16 protein-coding genes are annotated in these 16,444 nt (G+C 58.9%); 12 read left to right on the top strand and 4 right to left on the bottom strand.

Features of this window, described 5'->3' with window-relative positions; all coding sequences use genetic code 11:
- From AC1D17_RS24480 to AC1D17_RS24430, 11 genes are all read left to right on the top strand, one after another.
- Window positions 1–858, top strand: an 858-nt coding sequence (locus AC1D17_RS24480; protein WP_477567887.1) for an ABC transporter permease, incomplete at its 5' end; no start/stop codon positions are given.
- The gene (locus AC1D17_RS24475; protein WP_477567886.1) at window positions 851–1,675 is read left to right on the top strand and encodes an ABC transporter permease; all 825 of its coding nucleotides are present in this window, start codon (window positions 851–853) and stop codon (window positions 1,673–1,675) included. The genes AC1D17_RS24480 and AC1D17_RS24475, both read left to right, overlap by 8 nt.
- Before the next feature lie 34 nt (window positions 1,676–1,709).
- A complete protein-coding gene (locus AC1D17_RS24470) occupies window positions 1,710–2,732 on the top strand; it encodes an extracellular solute-binding protein (RefSeq protein ID WP_477567885.1) in 1,023 nt (340 codons plus the stop codon).
- An 84-nt stretch (window positions 2,733–2,816) separates the two neighbouring features.
- Window positions 2,817–4,487 (top strand): amidohydrolase, encoded by a 1,671-nt coding sequence (locus tag AC1D17_RS24465; protein WP_477567884.1) that lies wholly within the window; start codon window positions 2,817–2,819, stop codon window positions 4,485–4,487.
- 29 nt (window positions 4,488–4,516) lie between these two features.
- On the top strand, window positions 4,517–5,950 hold the full coding sequence (locus AC1D17_RS24460) for an aldehyde dehydrogenase family protein (RefSeq protein WP_477567883.1): 1,434 nt from the start codon (window positions 4,517–4,519) through the stop codon (window positions 5,948–5,950).
- 162 nt (window positions 5,951–6,112) lie between these two features.
- Complete coding sequence (locus AC1D17_RS24455; RefSeq protein WP_477567882.1) at window positions 6,113–7,471, top strand: glutamine synthetase family protein; 1,359 nt, start codon at window positions 6,113–6,115, stop codon at window positions 7,469–7,471.
- A 1-nt stretch (window position 7,472) separates the two neighbouring features.
- Window positions 7,473–8,774, top strand: a complete 1,302-nt coding sequence (locus tag AC1D17_RS24450) for an NAD(P)/FAD-dependent oxidoreductase (protein WP_477567881.1) — start codon at window positions 7,473–7,475, stop codon at window positions 8,772–8,774.
- A gap of 26 nt (window positions 8,775–8,800) precedes the next feature.
- Window positions 8,801–9,673 (top strand): N-carbamoylputrescine amidase, encoded by an 873-nt coding sequence (aguB, locus tag AC1D17_RS24445; RefSeq protein ID WP_477567880.1) that lies wholly within the window; start codon window positions 8,801–8,803, stop codon window positions 9,671–9,673.
- A gap of 76 nt (window positions 9,674–9,749) precedes the next feature.
- Window positions 9,750–10,433, top strand: coding sequence for a type 1 glutamine amidotransferase (locus tag AC1D17_RS24440; protein ID WP_477567879.1), 684 nt, complete (start codon window positions 9,750–9,752; stop codon window positions 10,431–10,433).
- A gap of 88 nt (window positions 10,434–10,521) precedes the next feature.
- Window positions 10,522–10,803 carry a type II toxin-antitoxin system Phd/YefM family antitoxin gene (locus tag AC1D17_RS24435; protein ID WP_477567878.1) on the top strand — a complete coding sequence of 94 codons (282 nt, stop codon included), beginning with the start codon at window positions 10,522–10,524 and terminating at the stop codon, window positions 10,801–10,803.
- Window positions 10,803–11,126: a type II toxin-antitoxin system RelE/ParE family toxin gene (locus AC1D17_RS24430; protein ID WP_477567877.1), complete on the top strand. Its 324-nt coding sequence runs from the start codon at window positions 10,803–10,805 to the stop codon at window positions 11,124–11,126. The genes AC1D17_RS24435 and AC1D17_RS24430 overlap by 1 nt, the downstream gene beginning before the upstream one ends.
- A 179-nt stretch (window positions 11,127–11,305) precedes the next feature.
- Here AC1D17_RS24430 and AC1D17_RS24425 read toward each other — a convergent pair whose 3' ends face one another.
- From AC1D17_RS24425 to AC1D17_RS24410, 4 genes are all read right to left on the bottom strand, one after another.
- Window positions 11,306–11,743, bottom strand: coding sequence for a hypothetical protein (locus AC1D17_RS24425; protein ID WP_477567876.1), 438 nt, complete (start codon window positions 11,741–11,743; stop codon window positions 11,306–11,308).
- A 285-nt stretch (window positions 11,744–12,028) separates the two neighbouring features.
- Window positions 12,029–13,597, bottom strand: a complete 1,569-nt coding sequence (locus AC1D17_RS24420; RefSeq protein WP_477567875.1) for an ArnT family glycosyltransferase — start codon at window positions 13,595–13,597, stop codon at window positions 12,029–12,031.
- A gap of 32 nt (window positions 13,598–13,629) precedes the next feature.
- Complete coding sequence (locus AC1D17_RS24415) at window positions 13,630–14,943, bottom strand: aspartate aminotransferase family protein (protein WP_477567888.1); 1,314 nt, start codon at window positions 14,941–14,943, stop codon at window positions 13,630–13,632.
- Window positions 14,944–15,307: 364 nt separating this feature from the next.
- Window positions 15,308–15,712: a GtrA family protein gene (locus tag AC1D17_RS24410; protein ID WP_477567874.1), complete on the bottom strand. Its 405-nt coding sequence runs from the start codon at window positions 15,710–15,712 to the stop codon at window positions 15,308–15,310.
- A gap of 503 nt (window positions 15,713–16,215) precedes the next feature.
- Between AC1D17_RS24410 and AC1D17_RS24405 the strand changes: the two genes are divergently transcribed.
- A partial coding sequence (locus AC1D17_RS24405) for an NAD(P)-binding protein (RefSeq protein ID WP_477567873.1) occupies window positions 16,216–16,444 on the top strand: 229 nt, incomplete at its 3' end.

Below are 16,444 nucleotides of genomic sequence, written 5' to 3'. Positions count from 1 at the left end.
CTGCTGACCCTGCCGGCTATCCTGTTCATCCTGGCTTTCGCCGTCCTGCCGCTGCTGATTGTGCTTGCCTATTCCTTTACCGTGCCGGCCAACTACGGCGGCGTGCAATGGCAATTCTCCACCGATGCCTATGTGAACTTCCTGTTTCAGAAGGATATTTTCGACGAAACCCTCGTTTTCTCGCCGGAGTATCTGCTGATTTACGCACGCACTCTGCTATTCGGCCTCGTTACCACGGTGATATGCCTGCTGATCGGCTTTCCGACCGCCTACTACATGGCGACACGGCCGCCGGAGACGCGCAACTGGTGGGTGCTGTTGGTGACGGTGCCATTCTGGTCCAATCTTTTGGTGCGCACGATCGCCATCATGTTCATCATCCGCGACGAAGGGCTGATCAATACGATTTTGCTGTCACTGGGCTTCGTCGATCGGCCGGTGACGATGATCTTCACCGATTTCGCCATTCTGCTCGGTCTCTTCTACAGCTTCCTGCCCTTCATGATCCTGCCGATTTACGCATCGCTGGAGAAGCTGGATTTCCGGCTGGTCGAGGCCGGTTACGATCTCTACGCAAGCCGCTTCAAGGTTTTGACCGGCATTATTATCCCGCTTGCATGGCCGGGCATCATGACTGGCTGCGTGTTGGTCTTCATCCCTTCCTTCGGAGCCTATGTGACGCCGCTTCTGATGGGTGGTGGCMGCCACTTGATGATCGGCGACCTTATCGCCCTGCAATTCGGCTCGTCGCGGAACTGGCCGCTCGGCTCTGCCTTCTCGATGATCCTGATGGCATTCGTGATGGTCGCCCTCTTCTTCCAGCTTCGCAAAACCTCGGGAGAAGTGAGCCATGGCTGACGTCGTCTCAATCCGCTCGCTGGATGTCAAGAAACAGACCGGCTTTGGCTTCATCGCCTGCACTTGTATCGCCGTGCTCTACCTGCCGCTCCTGGTGATCGTTGCCTATTCCTTCAACTCTGCCAGCAATGTCGGCGCAAGGTGGCAGGGTTTCACCGGAAACTGGTACAATGTCGTGCTTGCCAACGGCGAATTCTACGATGCGACCATTCTGTCGCTGGTGGTCGCCGTCAGTGCCATGTTGATTTCCACGGTGCTCGCCACGGCGGCAGCTCTCGGGATGACACGCGGCCGCCCCTGGCGCGGTCAAGCCTCCGCCTACCTCGCCATCACGTCACCGCTTGTCGTGCCCGAGATCGTTACCGGGGTGTCGCTGCTGTCGTTCTTCGCCTTTCTGTCGAGCATCAGTGGTGTCGAATTCGGCGTCTGGAAGCTCATTCTCGCCCATGCGGCGTTTTGCATCCCCTTCGCCTATCTGCCGATCCGTGCCCGGCTCGAGGGTATGGACATCACGCTGGATAATGCGGCGGCCGACCTTTACGCCACGCAGTGGCAGACCTTCCGCCATGTGACGCTGCCGCTGCTGGTGCCCGGCATTTCCTCGGGCGCGGCACTCGCCTTCATCGTTTCCTTCGACGATTTCACCATTACCCAGCTCATCGCCGGGCCGGGGGAGACGACACTGCCACTTTACATCTGGGGGCGCATTCGCCGGACGCTTACGCCGGAACTCAACGCGATGTGCACGCTGCTGCTGCTGATTTCGCTCGCCTTCATCGTGTTCTCCTTCGTGCTCTCCCTTCGCCGCCGCAACTGATCCTCTATCGTCCGTCAACGGAAAGGTCCTTGAAATGCGCAGACTTTCGACCCTCACCGCCGCCGCCGTCGTCCTGTCGGCTTCCACCTGCTTCGCCGCCGGCGAGTTGCACATCTTCAATTGGGGTGACTATGCCAGCCCCCAGATGATCGAGAAGTTCTCCAAGCAATACGATGTCAAGGTGACGATCGACTCTTACGACTCCAACGAGACCATGCTGTCGAAGGTGCGCGCCGGCAGTTCTGGCTACGACGTCGCCATGCCGAGCGACTACACGGTGGAGATCATGGTGAAGGAGGATATGCTCGAAAAGACCGAGCCCGCCTCGATGGAAAACTTCAAAAACCTGCGGCCCGATATGGTGAGTGTTTATTGGGATGATGGGCGCCACTATTCGGTTCCGTGGATGCACGGGCTGACCTCGTTCGCAGTCGATGCGGCGATCTACAAGGGCGACATCGATACCTATGCGATCCTCTTCGATCCTCCGAAGGAACTCGACGGGCGCATCAACATGCTCGATGACATGAATTCGGTGATGCATGCCGCCGAGCGTTATCTTGGATTCCCGCGGTGCACGGGCGACAAGACGCAGTTGAAGCAGATTAGTGACCTGCTGAACAAGGCAAAGCCCCACTGGCGCACCTTCAGCTATGACGGTCAGACGCTCCTGACCTCTCATGACGTCGATGCCTCGATGATGTGGAATGGCAACGCTTATCGCGCGCGATTGGAGCGCCCGACGATGAAATTCTCCTATCCGAAGGAAGGCATCGAGGGCTTCATGGACAACGCCGTCGTCTTGAAAGGGGCGCCGAACCTGGAAAATGCCAAACTCTTCCAGAACTTCCTCATGGACCCGGAAAATGCCGGGATGAATTCCGACTACAACAAATACGACAATGGTGTTGCCGGTTCGGATAAATTCATGCCGGCCGAGTTTGCGGGCGCTCCAGAAATCAAACGGCCCGATGGCGTGGTTCCTGAATATGTGAAGCCTTGCTCGGCCGACGTTGTCGAAATCTACAACAAGATCTGGACCAACCTGCGCAAATAGCGGCTGATTATCTGAAACAAAGCTGCAGCCGGCTCGGGGGGCCGGTTGCCCCCATGTCTTAACCGATCCGACGAGGTTCACCACATGCCGCAAACCGCAGACATTATCATCCGCAACGCTCGCATCCTGACGATGGACGGAGATGCGCCGCGCGCCGACGCATTGGCGGTCGGCGGCAACCGCATCCTTGGTGTCGGCAGCGAGGTGGACGTCATGGCGTTAGCCGGCCCGTCGACGCGCGTCCTCGATGCCCGGGGCGGCACGGTTTTGCCCGGTTTCAATGAAGCGCACATGCACATCTTCGGCGGATCCATTGGCCTGGCGCAACTCTCGTTGTTCGGCGTACACGGTTTCGCGGCTCTGGAAAAAGCGGTTCGCGCCTATGCCGCCGTAAATCCTGACTTGACGCTGATTGTCGGCCAGTATGCCGACTATACGATCCTCTCGGAAGAAGAGCCGGTCACGCGCCATCATCTCGACCGCATCCTTCCGGACCGGCCGTTGCTGATGTTCGCGCCCGATCATCATACTGCCTGGGCCAATACTGCGGCACTGAAGGCTGCTGGCATTCTCGAAGGCAGGAATGTTGGCGTCGGCAACGAGATCGTCATGGGCAAGGACGGTCTGGCGACCGGTGAGCTTAAGGAAAACGATGCTATCGCACCCGTCGCGGCACTTGATCAGACCTATGGACGGGAACGCTTCGGAATAAGTACCGGTGGCGAGCCGCCGCACGTAACCGCATTGCAGCGCGCCAGGGATCTTGCCGCCGTCCGCCGCGGTCTTCACTACTGCGCCTCGCTCGGCATTACCACGATCCAGAACATGGACGGCAATCTCTACCAGCTCGAACTCCTGGAGGAAATCGAGCGGGAGGAGGGGCTTCCGGTGCGCGCCCRCATTCCGTTTCATATGAAGAACTTCATGGAACTCGCCGTCCTGACGGAGCGCGCTGCTGCCTGGCGCGAACGCTTCGGCGGCGACCGGCTGAAATCGGACTTCGTCAAGTTCTTTGCCGATGGGGTCACAGAGTCAGGCACGGCCGTCTTCGTTGAGGACTATGCCGACGAGCCCGGTTGGCGCGGCGAGCCCTTGTTTTCGTCCGAGCATTTCGCCAGCGTTGCCACGGAGGCCGACCGGCTTGGCTTTCAGATTGCCGTTCATGCGATCGGGGATGGCGCCGTGCGGCTTGTGCTCGACGGCTATGAGGCGGCGGCCAAGGCGAACGGCCGGCGCGACAGCCGCCACCGGATCGAGCATATCGAGGTGGTCCACCCCGATGACATTCACCGCTTTGCCGCGCTCGGTACGGTCGCCTCGATGCAGCCGACCCATCCGCCCGGTTCGGCAGGCCTGCCGCTCGAACCCTATCTGACCCGCATCGGCGAGGCCCGCTGGCCCTACGCCTTCGCGTGGCGGACGCTGACGGATGCGGGTGCGGAAATCGTCTTTTCCACCGATTGGCCGGTTTCGCCCTTGGCGCCGATGAGCTGTATCCACGATGCCATGACGCGGAAGCCGTGGAAAGACGGCTTGCCGGACCAGCGCCTCACGCTCACGGAAACTTTGGCAGCCTATACACGTGCCGGAGCCTGGGTCGAGTTCATGGAAGATCGCAAGGGAATGCTGAAGCCCGGCTATCTGGCCGATATCGTGATCCTCGATGGCGATGTTGAAGCCGCGCCCAGTGAGGCACTCGCCGCAATGCGTCCCGTTGCAACCATTTGCGACGGACGCGTGACCTACGAGGCGTGAAAGCGCTTTTTCAAAAGGCAGATAACAAGATGCTCAACTACCCGAAATTCTACATCGACGGAGCGTGGGTCGACCCTGCCGATCCCGTGACACTGGAGGTCATCGATCCCTCCTACGAGGAGGCTTTCGCGACGATCAGTCTCGGCAACGCGTCGGACGTCGATCGAGCCGTTGCGGCCGCCCGCGGTGCGTTTACGACCTTTTCGATGACCAGCCGTGAAGAGCGGCTGGCTATTCTGCGCCGGGTATTAGCGGCCTATGAGCGGCGAGCCGCCGATATCGCAGACGCGGTGTCGCGCGAGATGGGCGCACCGCGCCGGATGGCGCTCAACAACCAGGTTGGCAGCGGCAGCGCGCATCTGCGGACGATGATCGAGACGCTTGAGCGTTACGAATTCGAGCGCATGAAGGGATCGACCTTGATCTCCAAGGAGGCGGTTGGCGTCGTGGCGATGATTACGCCCTGGAACTGGCCGCTCAATCAGATCACCTGCAAGGTCGCGCCGGCGATCGCGGCTGGCTGCACCATGGTGCTGAAGCCGAGTGAGGTTGCACCGGTGAGCGCAATGGTCTTCGCCGAAGTGATGCACGAGGCAGGCGTTCCGGCCGGTGTGTTCAATCTCGTCAACGGCGACGGCCCGGCCGTCGGCGAGGCGCTTGCCCGCCATCCGGATGTCGATATGGTATCGATCACCGGTTCGACCCGCGCCGGCGTCCTGGTTGCAAAAGCTGCCGCTGACACTGTCAAGCGGGTTCACCAGGAGCTTGGCGGCAAATCCGCCAACATCGTCCTCGACGACGCCGATTTCGCTCCCGCCGTAAGGCAGGGCGTGCTGGACTGCTTTGAAAACACTGGCCAGTCCTGCAACGCGCCGACGCGAATGCTGGTCCCGGCAATGCGGATGGCGGAGGCGATCGAAATCGCAAGGGCTGCCGCTGCCGAGCTGAAAGTCGGGCCTGCCGACCAGCCGGGCATCGATCTGGGGCCGGTCGTCAGCGACGTTCAGTTCGCCAGAATTCAGGATCTGATCGAGGTCGGTATAAACGAAGGTGCCACGCTGGTTGCCGGCGGCACCGGACGGCCGGACGGGTTGAACCGCGGCTACTTCGTGCGGCCGACCGTCTTTGCCAACGTGACCCCCGACATGCGCATCGCGCGTGAGGAGGTCTTCGGACCGGTGCTTAGCATTACCGCCTATGAGGGAGAAGAGCAGGCCGTTGAGATCGCCAACGACACGCCTTACGGGCTTGCGGCCTATGTGCAGTCCGGCAATCTCGATCGCGCCCGCCGTGTCGCCCGGCGGCTGAGAGCCGGCAATGTGCACATCAACTATCCCGCTTGGGATACCGGCGCACCGTTCGGCGGCTTCAAGCAGTCCGGCAATGGGCGCGAATATGCCGAGTTCGGCCTCGACGATTTTCTGGAAGTCAAAGGCGTCATTGGATACGGCGCCCGCAGCTAGCGCATGACCTTCGGATCGGAACCGGTTTGAAGAAGAGATCATGCGCAATTTCAAGGTTTGCAGCGTCCCTTGCGGGTCAGGAAATGACCGTAGCGCTGTCATACTGCAACGAACCGCTCAACTGGCCCAGACGGGCGGGCAGCGGAATAACATTGGTGGATCATGATAGATGAACATGAAGCGTCTGAATTTATAAGGCAGAACCCCGACATCGAGGTGCTGGAGGCGTTCGTCATCGACGTCAACGGCGTGCCGCGCGGCAAGTGGATCCCGCGCGAGCGGGCGCTCGACGTGCTGATGAAGGGCATGGCCATTCCGCGCTCCGTCTACGCGCTCGACATCTGGGGGCGTGACGTCAATGCGGCAGGATTGGCCGAGGGAACCGGCGATCCGGACGGCCTGTGCTTTCCCGTGCCCGGCACGCTATCGCGCGTGACCTGGCTCAATCGTCCAACGGCGCAAGTGCTTCTTGGCATGAAAAATGCGGATGGTACCGGTTTTTGCGGCGACCCGCGCCAGGTGCTCGCGGAGACCATGCAACGCTTCGCCAAGCTGAAGTTGACGCCGGTGGTTGCCACCGAGCTGGAATTTTATCTGATTGATCCGGTTCGCTCGGCGCTCGATCCGGTGCGGCCGCCCAACACGCGCGAGGGCCGCTGGCACACCGGACAGACACAGGTTCTGTCGATTTCGGAACTGCAGGATTTCGAGCCTGTCTTCCACGAAATTGCTACCGCCTGCCGCGCCCAGGGCGTGCCCGCCGATACGACATTGCGCGAAAATGGCCCTGGCCAGTACGAGATCAACCTCAACCATGTGCCGGATGCGCTAAAAGCCGCCGACTATGCCGTGTTGTTGAAACGTATCGTCAAGGGCGTTGCCCGCAGGCACGATCTCGATGCCACCTTCATGGCCAAGCCCTATGGCACGCAGGCCGGTTCCGGCATGCATGTGCATTTCTCGATCCTCGACGAAAACGGCAACAACATTTTCGTCGGCGAAGACGGCCCGGCCGCAACCTTGATGCATTCGGTCGGCGGGCTTCTGGAAAACATGGGTGAGAGTATGGCGGTCTTCGCCCCCCATGCCAATTCCTACCGGCGGCTCAGGCCAAGCGAGCACGCCCCGACCTATGCGTCCTGGGGCTTCGACAACCGTTCCGCCGCCGTGCGGGTGATCACGGCGAGCAAGCCGGCGACCCGCATCGAGCATCGCGTCGCCGGCTCAGATACCAATCCCTATCTGGTTCTGGCGATGATCCTGAACGCGGCGCTGACCGGCATGAAGGAAAAGACCAGGCCGGGTGGCGCGATCACTGGCGACGACCATGCCATCAGCCACCAGCCGCTGCCGACCAACTGGGACTATGCGTTGCAAAGTTTTGCGCAGTCCGGTTTCGCTTACGCGACGCTCGGACCGCGATACCGGTCGCTCTATGCGGCCTGCAAGCGGCAGGAGCTTTCGGAGTTCTCGCTGAGGGTGACGGACGTCGAATACGACGCCTATATCAGGACGGTCTGACATGAACATCATTTCCACACGAGACAATCCCGGCCATGCACCGACCTGGTACGCGGTCTCGGCAAACGACAGGCGCCTGCGGCCCATCCTGCAGGGCGAAACTGCAGCCGATGTCTGCATCATCGGCGCAGGCTTCAGCGGCATCTCGGCAGCGCTGGAACTGGCGGAGCGCGGTTTCTCCGTCGTCGTGCTCGAAGGCGAACGTATCGGTTTCGGCGCTTCCGGGCGCAACGGCGGCCAGATCGTCAACGGCTATAGCCGCGACCTTGAAACGATCGCCAGACGTTACGGGCCGGAAAAGGCCGCAAAGCTGGCTGCCATGTCGCTGGAAGGCGGCAACATCATCCGTCAGCGCGTGGCGAAATATGCCATCGACTGCGGTCTGGTCGACGGCGGGTTCTTCGCCGCTTTCACCGACAAGCAGGTGCGCGCAATGGCGAACCACCGTGCGCATTGGCAAGCGCGCGGCCATGCCGGGCTGGAGATGGTCTCCAAGGCCGACGTGGGCAAATATGTCCGCAGCGACCGTTATGCCGGCGGCATGATCGACCGGTTCGGCGGCCATATCCATCCGCTCAACCTGGTGCTTGGCGAGGCCGCCGCCGTCGAAAGTCTCGGCGGGCGGATTTTCGAAGGTTCGCGGGTGATCAGCGTCGATACCGGGCCTTCGCCGGTGGTGCGCACCCGGACAGGTTCGGTGCGGGCGACCTATGTGCTTGTCTGCGGCAATGCCTATCTCGGCGAACTCTTGCCGGAGATCGGCGGCCGGATGATGCCGGTCTCCAGCCAGGTGCTGGCGACAGAGCCGCTTGAAGCCGGGCTGATCGAAGACCTGCTGCCGGCCAACTACTGCGTCGAGGATGCCAACTATGTTCTCGATTATTACCGCCGCACCGCCGACAACCGGCTGCTCTATGGCGGTGGCATCGGCTATGGCGGCCAGGATCCCAAGGACCTGACGGCGGTCATCCGTCCGAACATGCTGAAGACCTTCCCGCAACTGGCCAAGGCGAAGATCGACTATGCCTGGAGCGGCAACTTCGCGCTGACGCTGACCCGCATCCCGCATATGGGCAGGCTCTCCAGCAACGTCTATTTCTCGCATGGCGACAGCGGCCACGGCGTCACCACCACGCATCTTCTCGGCAAGATCCTCGGCGAGGCCGTCGCAGGTCATGCAGAGCGCTTCGATGTCTGGAGTTCGCTGCCGAATCTGCCCTTCCCGGGCGGCAAGACCTTCCGCGTGCCGTTCACCATGATCGGTGCATGGTGGTACGGAATGCGCGACCGGCTCGGACTGTGACTTCAACATTGGAGAAAGGATACGAGGTGCGTAACGTCACTATCGCTGCGACCCAGATGGCCTGTAGCTGGGACAGGGCGGCAAACATCGCCAATGCAGAAAAGCTGGTAAGGCAGGCGGCAAGTGCCGGTGCCGAGATCATCCTGTTGCAGGAACTGTTCGAAACTCCCTATTTCTGCCAGGATCAGCGCGCCGAGTTCTTCGATCTTGCCCATCCCGCGCAAGACAATCCGCTGATTGCGCATTTTGCGAGGCTTGCGGCCGAGCTTCAGGTCGTCCTGCCGATCAGCTTCTTCGAGCGGGAAGGGATGGCGTATTTCAACAGCATCGCAATCGTCGATGCCGACGGCAGCGTTCTGGGTGTCTATCGCAAAAGCCACATTCCGGATGGTCCCGGCTATACGGAGAAATTCTACTTCTCGCCGGGAGATACCGGTTTCAAGGTCTGGAAGACCCGCTATGCCTCGATCGGTGTCGGGATTTGCTGGGACCAGTGGTTTCCCGAATCCGCACGCGCCATGGCCCTGCTTGGCGCAGAAGTCCTCCTCTACCCGACGGCGATCGGCTCTGAGCCGCTTGCGCCGGAACTGGATTCCTCCGGCCATTGGCAGAGGACGATGCAGGGAAGTGCTGCTGCCAACATGATGCCGCTCGTCGCTTCCAATCGGATCGGCACCGAGCCCGGAAAGGTCGAAACGGAAATCACCTTCTACGGCTCCTCCTTCATCGCCGACCAAACCGGCCAGAAGGTGGCGGAGGCCGATCGCCGGAGCGAAGGCGTTCTCATCGCGACATTCGATCTCGATGCGGTCGAGCAACAGCGCCGCTCGTGGGGCGTGTTCCGCGACCRCCGTCCGGAACTCTACGGCCCGATTGCCACGCTGGACGGGCGGGTATAGGCGTATCGGCGGGGCGCAGGTGCGCAAAGCCGCGCTTGCCACCCCTGACCAAGGGCACAAGACGAGTTGGAAGAAGATGAAAATCGGCATTCTCCAGACCGGGCACGCACCGGATGACCTGATCGAAAAACATGGCGATTACGACGAGTTTTTCATCGAGTTGCTCGCCGGCGGCGACACGGAGTTTGAAACCTATCCGGTCGTAGACGGCGTCTTCCCAAGGGATGCGGCTGCGGCGGATGCATGGCTGATTACGGGTTCGAAATTTGGTGCCTATGAGCCGCATGTCTGGATTGCGCCGCTTGAAGCGTTGATCCGGGATATCTATGCGAGAGGCCTGCCAATGGTCGGTATTTGCTTCGGTCATCAGATCATTGCCCAGGCGCTCGGCGGCAAGGTTGAGAAATATTGCGGCGGTTGGTCGGTCGGTCCGGTTGCATACTACCGTCATGACCTCGGGCGGCAACAGACGCTGCTTGCCTGGCATCAGGATCAGGTGGTGGATCTGCCGCCGGAGGCGGAGGTGATCGGCTCAACGCCGTTTTGCGCCAATGCGATGCTGCGCTATGGCGACAGTGTGCTGACCTATCAGCCGCATCCGGAATTCACGCCGGCTTTCTATGCCGGGTTGCTGGAGAAGCGTGGCGAGGTCCTGCCGGCCGAACTCAGGCGCGTTGCCTCGGCGCATCCTCAAGAGCCATTGGCAGGCAGCGAGGTCGCTCAAGAGATCGCGACTTTCTTGGCGGGAGGCGGTCAGTAACATACTGTCGGGGGCGCGAACCTGGTCGAATAAACTTTCGATTGACCACTTAATAGTCTATATTCTGGTCAAAAGGAGAGCCGCATCGATGAAGCTGTCGGAACAGGTCAAGCCAATCAGCTATCTCAAAGCGCACGCGCCGGAGATCATTCGCACGCTCGGGGACAACAGACAGCCTGTCGTCATCACACTGCATGGCGAGGCGAAGGCGGTGCTTCAGGACGTTACGCAATTTGAAGAGACTCAGGAAACGCTGGCCCTTCTGAAGGTGCTGGCGCTCACCAACCGGCAGGTTGAGGAAGGAAAGGTTCGCCCGGCCGCGGAAACGTTCGCCCGTATCCGTCAACGTATGTCGAAGCCCGAGAACTGATGCCCTATCGTGTGCTCTTCGCCGATGATGTGGAGCAGGATATCGAGGATCTCTATCGCTTTATTGCTCACCGTGACGGCGGCCAGATAGCAGAGCGGATTCTTGACGAGATCGAAAGGGCATGTCTCGGACTGGAAGATTTTCCGGAACGGGGAAACGTCCCGAAGGAACTGGTAGCGCTCGGGATTTCCGAATATCGGGAACTGCACCTAAAACCATGGCGGATGATCTATCGCGTCATGGGACATGATGTGATCGTCTATTGCATCACCGACGGCCGAAGGGACATGCAATCCTTCCTTGAGCGACGGCTGCTGCGGTAACTACCGAGCAGCTTTTTGCCTGTTGGGAGCTGGCCGTGGACAAAGCCCATGGCCCAGACACGGTCCGGACCGGCAACTACCCCGCAGTCACAATCATCAGATTTTTGGCCAACGGGCAGGCTTGACCGGTGCCTCGCCGCGAGGCACCGGCGTAGTTTTTCGCAGTGCCATTTGGTGCATTACCCAGCGAACATCCCACGCAGAAAGGCAAAAACTCCCTTCGGTTTGTCGATATATTTCGCGCGAATATAGTGGGCGGTCCTTTCTGCACTTACCGTTGTGCCGAAATGGCAGAAGCAGACAATTCTGTGCAACTGCCGGTCAGACAGTTGGAAAAATCGCTTTGCCTCTCCGTATGTGTCATTTTCCAAGCCCGCAGCCCGCAAAACGGGATCGTCGAAGGCGACCGTGATCGCCGAGTTGTCGCTGCGCAAACCAGCACGCACTGCAGCCGGCTGATATTCGGTTTCGCGCAGTGTCGAGAGGAGTCGGTCAGGTTCCCCCTCAAGAAGCTCCACCCAACGTTGGATGCGGGCCTCACGCGGCATGACCTGTTGGGGATAGTGTTGATTGATCTTGGCAAGTAGCTGTAGTTGATCGAATTCGCGATGCTTCATCTCGCTCTCCATGGACGATCAATGCGCCGGCCTTTCCGCTCTCACGAGCATTCAGCCGATGCGCTCTTTTCGGGTTGGTGCAATGTCGATATTGCTGTCGATTTTCCGCATAACCTCCCTTCCAATCAGAGAACTTTAGATGGGCCTAATTGTTCCAGTGTACCAGGGAACACGATGCGGGTGGTTAAAAACTCTGCGAACGGCATGTGGTCGCCGGTGACCTGACCGGCCGCCTGCTGTGGTTAGAAGTTGAGCCGTCTAAAGTTTGCTGCTCAGAGCAGCACTTCAATCGTGCTGCTGTGTTTTGGGCATCACGTAGACGCGGCCGTCCGCCTCGGTTGCGACGGTGATGAGTGAGAGACGCTGTTTCAATTCCGCTTCACTGACGGCATAGAAGCGCCAGTCGATGCGATCGAAGTAGGCAACGTAGGAATTTTCCTGTGCCAGCTTCGTTCGCAACGTCTCCATCTGTTGCTCGAATGGATTGGCTGGATCGTCAAGGCCGGTTCGCAGCTTCACACGATCCGGAACGAAATGGACTGGCCGCCTCAGCATATAGGCGACGACATCGCCACCGTTGCTGTAGATCGATGCATCCGCCGGCAGGCTGCGAAGTACTTTTATTGTCGGGGAGTTCACCCATTCGCGGCTGGCGTAGCCAACCCCCGAACGAAAGGCCTCGGCTGACCGCACGGCGGTGCGGATCGTATGGCTGCCGATGACCAGGACGCAGAGGCACACAAGTCCGTGATGGAGAAGTTTCACGCCCCGGTTTTTTTCATCCCTGAGATCAGCGAGAATGATCGTCGTCATCAAGACCGTGGTCACATAGACGGGAAAGGCGTATCGGCCATTCAGGGCCAAATTCGCCTCGAGCGATGTCGAAAGAACGACGAAACCCATGTAGAAGATGAAAAACAGCCCAAAGACGGTGGGCAGCAGGTCATCGACCACCTTGGCCTCCTGCGCCCGCCGCAGTGTTTTGCGGGCATGAAAGAACGTCAGGCTGGTTACCGCCATGACGAAYGCGCCGAACAGGACGATACGCGCTGCAACGGGGACGTCATCTGGCAGCAGCCAGGCCGTCAACGCCGTCAGGCTCGTCATCCATTCGTCGGCTCCCATATTGCCATAGAACCAGAGCGCGCGCCCGACGGAGCGCCCGTTGATGATTTGGCTCATGACAGCCCAGCATAGGAAGATCGAAGCACTCGCCACTGTGAACAGGACAACGTCGCCGACGCGGCGCGCCAGCGTGTGCCGGGGATTGAGAAGGAGACATGCCGCAATCGCGGCGCCAAGCGGCGGCGCGGTAAAGCGGGCAAGTGTCGCAAGACCGAGCGCGACGGCGCTTGCCTTCAACCATGTCCGGTTTTCTGTTTCGAGATACGAGAGAAAGGCAGATACGGTCACCAGAAGGAAAAACAGGAAAGGAGGTTCCGACATCGCCAGCGAATGCAGCGTCACGAACTGAGGGGAAAGCGTGATGAGTGCAGTGCCAGCAGCCGCATAAACAAGTTGACCCGTGGCGCGCATCAGCAGATGCCAAATCAAAGCCGTGTTCGCACAGACGAAAAACAGACCGATTGCCTTTGCGCCGGCTGTGATATCAACCCCGTTCAATGAAGCGAGCATCAGCATCCACGGATAGAGCGGCGCATCATAAGGGCGTTCGCTGATCTGCATGTAGCGTAAGCTGTCGGGATATATTCCGATCCCGTGGCGAGTGTTGATGAGGAACAGGAGCATGGACAACAGCACAAACAGCGTGCCGCCGGCCCAATAGAGTCGGCCGCTCAGATCCATAACCGATGGCCGGTGGTTGTCTGCCGAATCGAGGATAGGAAACTGCATTGCCAGGTCCTCTTAGGCCATATCGATGAGCTTCAGACGATGTCGCGAAAGACCCGCGTGATATTCTTCGCAACGAAACGAACAGTTGCGTCGCCTAACCCGCGGGAAAGGATGTCATCCAAAGCTGCGATAAGCCTGTCGATCTGATCTTTCCTCACGACAAAGGGCGGCATGAAATGCAAGATGTCTCGTGCGCCCGGCTGGAAGTGTACCAGAATATCGTGGCCATCATACAATTCGCGGACGAGGGCGCCGATCAGCACCGTCTGATAGGTCTGGAATAGCGGATTTTTGCCGATATCCACCAGTTTCTCGGCAAGATCCTGCCGGAAATTCAAGCGGATTGCTTGAAACATGCCGCGCCCGCGTACATCGAGAATCTGCTTGGGATGTTTCGCCTTCAGCCCCTGAAGCCCCTTTGAGAGATAGTCGCCCATCCTCTCGGCGTTCTCGATCAGTCCTTCGTCCTGCAGAATATTTAAAGTCTCGATCGCCACCGCACAGCTTTCGCCAAGCCCGCTGAAGCTTGAACTGTGCAGATTGCAATCCTTTTTGTTGCCGTAGGCACGGTCAAACAGGGCCTGTGAGGTCACCATCGCCGCGACTTCCCGCTTGCCGCCACCCRACGTCTTTGCAAGGGTTACGATGTCGGGAACGACATTCTCGTGCTGGAAAGCGCAGAACTTGCCGCTGCGGCCCATGCCGACCTTTACTTCATCAAAAATCGAGAGAATGTCGTTGGCCCGGCAAAGCTCAACGAATTCAGTCAAATAACCAGCCGGGGGGATTTCGCATGAGGTGCCCCGGATCGTTTCGACGATCGCGGCAATAATAGGATTGTCGCCGCGATCACCAGTCTCCGTCTTGATCGCTTCCCGCAGCGCGCCGATATCGCCATATTTGACATAGACGACGTTTTCCTTGGGCACCCCCAGGAGGAACCCGGATTGCACATCCGTCGCCGTGGTCAGGGATAGGGCCCCGTGGGTCTTTCCGTGAAACGCGCCCTGCATGCAAAGAAATTTGTTCTTCCGCTTGGGCGTCTGCACACGCTCGGCGAGTTTCATCGCCGCCTCGTTGGCTTCCGCGCCCGATACAGCAAGGAAGGAGACGCTCAGCGGCTCCGGAAGGAACAGTGACAGATTGTAGGCAAGCGCGCCCTGCAGTTTATGCGGCGCGACCTTGATGCAGTCGATAATCTTGCGCTCGTGGCATTTCCGCTCCGCCTCGATGATGCGCGGATGATTGTGCCCCAGCCCGAGCACGCCGAGACCTGCGGAAAAATCGAGCAGCGTGCGGCCGTCGTTCAGCCAGATTTCAACGCCTTGTGCACCTTTGATATCCATATCCTTCAAACCGAGGATATCGAACAACTGGAGCATGTATTTGTTCAAATGCTTTGAATAAAGCCGGTTTGCGGCGGCATTGTCGAGATCAAGGCATTGGTCGAGCGAAAGTAATGATCGATCAATACTTATAGTATACTCTGGATTGTCCGCCATTGGCATCACAGTCAACTGTTATACTCCAAATCAGCCAACTACTGGTTGAAGTATTAACACGGATCGGCGGGCGGCGCTATCTAACGAACTATATAGAACGAGAAACATTCCTTGCCYCTCGACGGAACGCACGACGCTTGAGCCAGCTTCGATATCAAGGACATTGAAGAGGGTTCAGTCAGACCCCAATGCAGCGCGAGGGCGGCGGTCAATCCTGACTGGCAGGGTCACGCCGGTGAGTCTTGAACACAAGCGCCTTGCTCATGCTGAAGTTGAACAGGAAAACGAGCAGCAGCGACAGGCACTGGGCGGCGACGTAGTGCATTATCCCAAGCAGCAGGGTGAAAGCCAGAATGTTGATAAGCGCACCGAGCGTGGACACGCCCACGAACTTTGGCATCGCGACCCAGTGCGGGTCGGCAGAACGAAAAGTGAAGCGCCGCTGAAGGAAATAGTTGACCATGACCGCGCCGTAGAATGCCACCGTGGAGCCCTGCATTTTGTTGAGCCCTGCGAGCTCCACGAGTGCTATCAGCATCGCAACCTGCAGGCCCGCGGCGATCGACCCCAAGAGGAAGTAGCGCACGAATTTCGACTGCAAAACATGGCTCATGTGAACTCGCCGATCAGGCCAGGAATAGCGTGCGCCCGGCGTTTCGCTAATCTTTCAGTAGCTTTTTCTAATAATTCTAGCTAGAAGATTATTATAGTTTCAATCATCACCCAATGTAACGGGAGGGTGGGCGTCAAAGGTTATGTTGCGGCATTTCGAACGCGCTATTTTGGCGCTCGGGGAAACGGTGGTATCGGAGAGGCTGCCTGAGGGGGACGCCGTCGGTGCCTTGGGAAAAAACGTGGCCCAGTTTTTAATGTCCGTCCACGCACGCATGCCTGATTACCTTAGTCCTTTATTTTACATACTTGTTCTCTTTTTTAATGCTTCACCCCTTCTGCGGAAGGGAAAGTTCTTTCATCAATTATCGGTTGGCGACCGCTTGGCCGAACTCGACAGGTGGCGTCGGTCCCGGATTGAAGTCCGGCGTCGCTTTGTAGAGTTCTATGGCTCTCTTGCTGTCTTTGGCCTGTATTCAGATCTTTATGGGAAGGACTATCAACATGACCAGCTTCCCACCGGGAAACGGGCTCAGTCACGATAAGATCATTGCGGACGTTATAGTGATCGGGTCCGGCCCTGGCGGAGCGGTGACGGCATCCATGTGTGCCGAGGCAGGCAAGTTCGTCGTCATGCTCGAAGAAGGTGACCATCTCTCCTTGGATTCCGCACCGCATTTTTCCCGTGAAGAGATATTGCAGAAGTACCGAAATGCTGGGGTCAACATAGGGT

It is taken from the genome of Pararhizobium sp. P1_E7, assembly GCF_056405855.1.
This window is presented reverse-complemented; position numbering and strand designations above follow the sequence as displayed.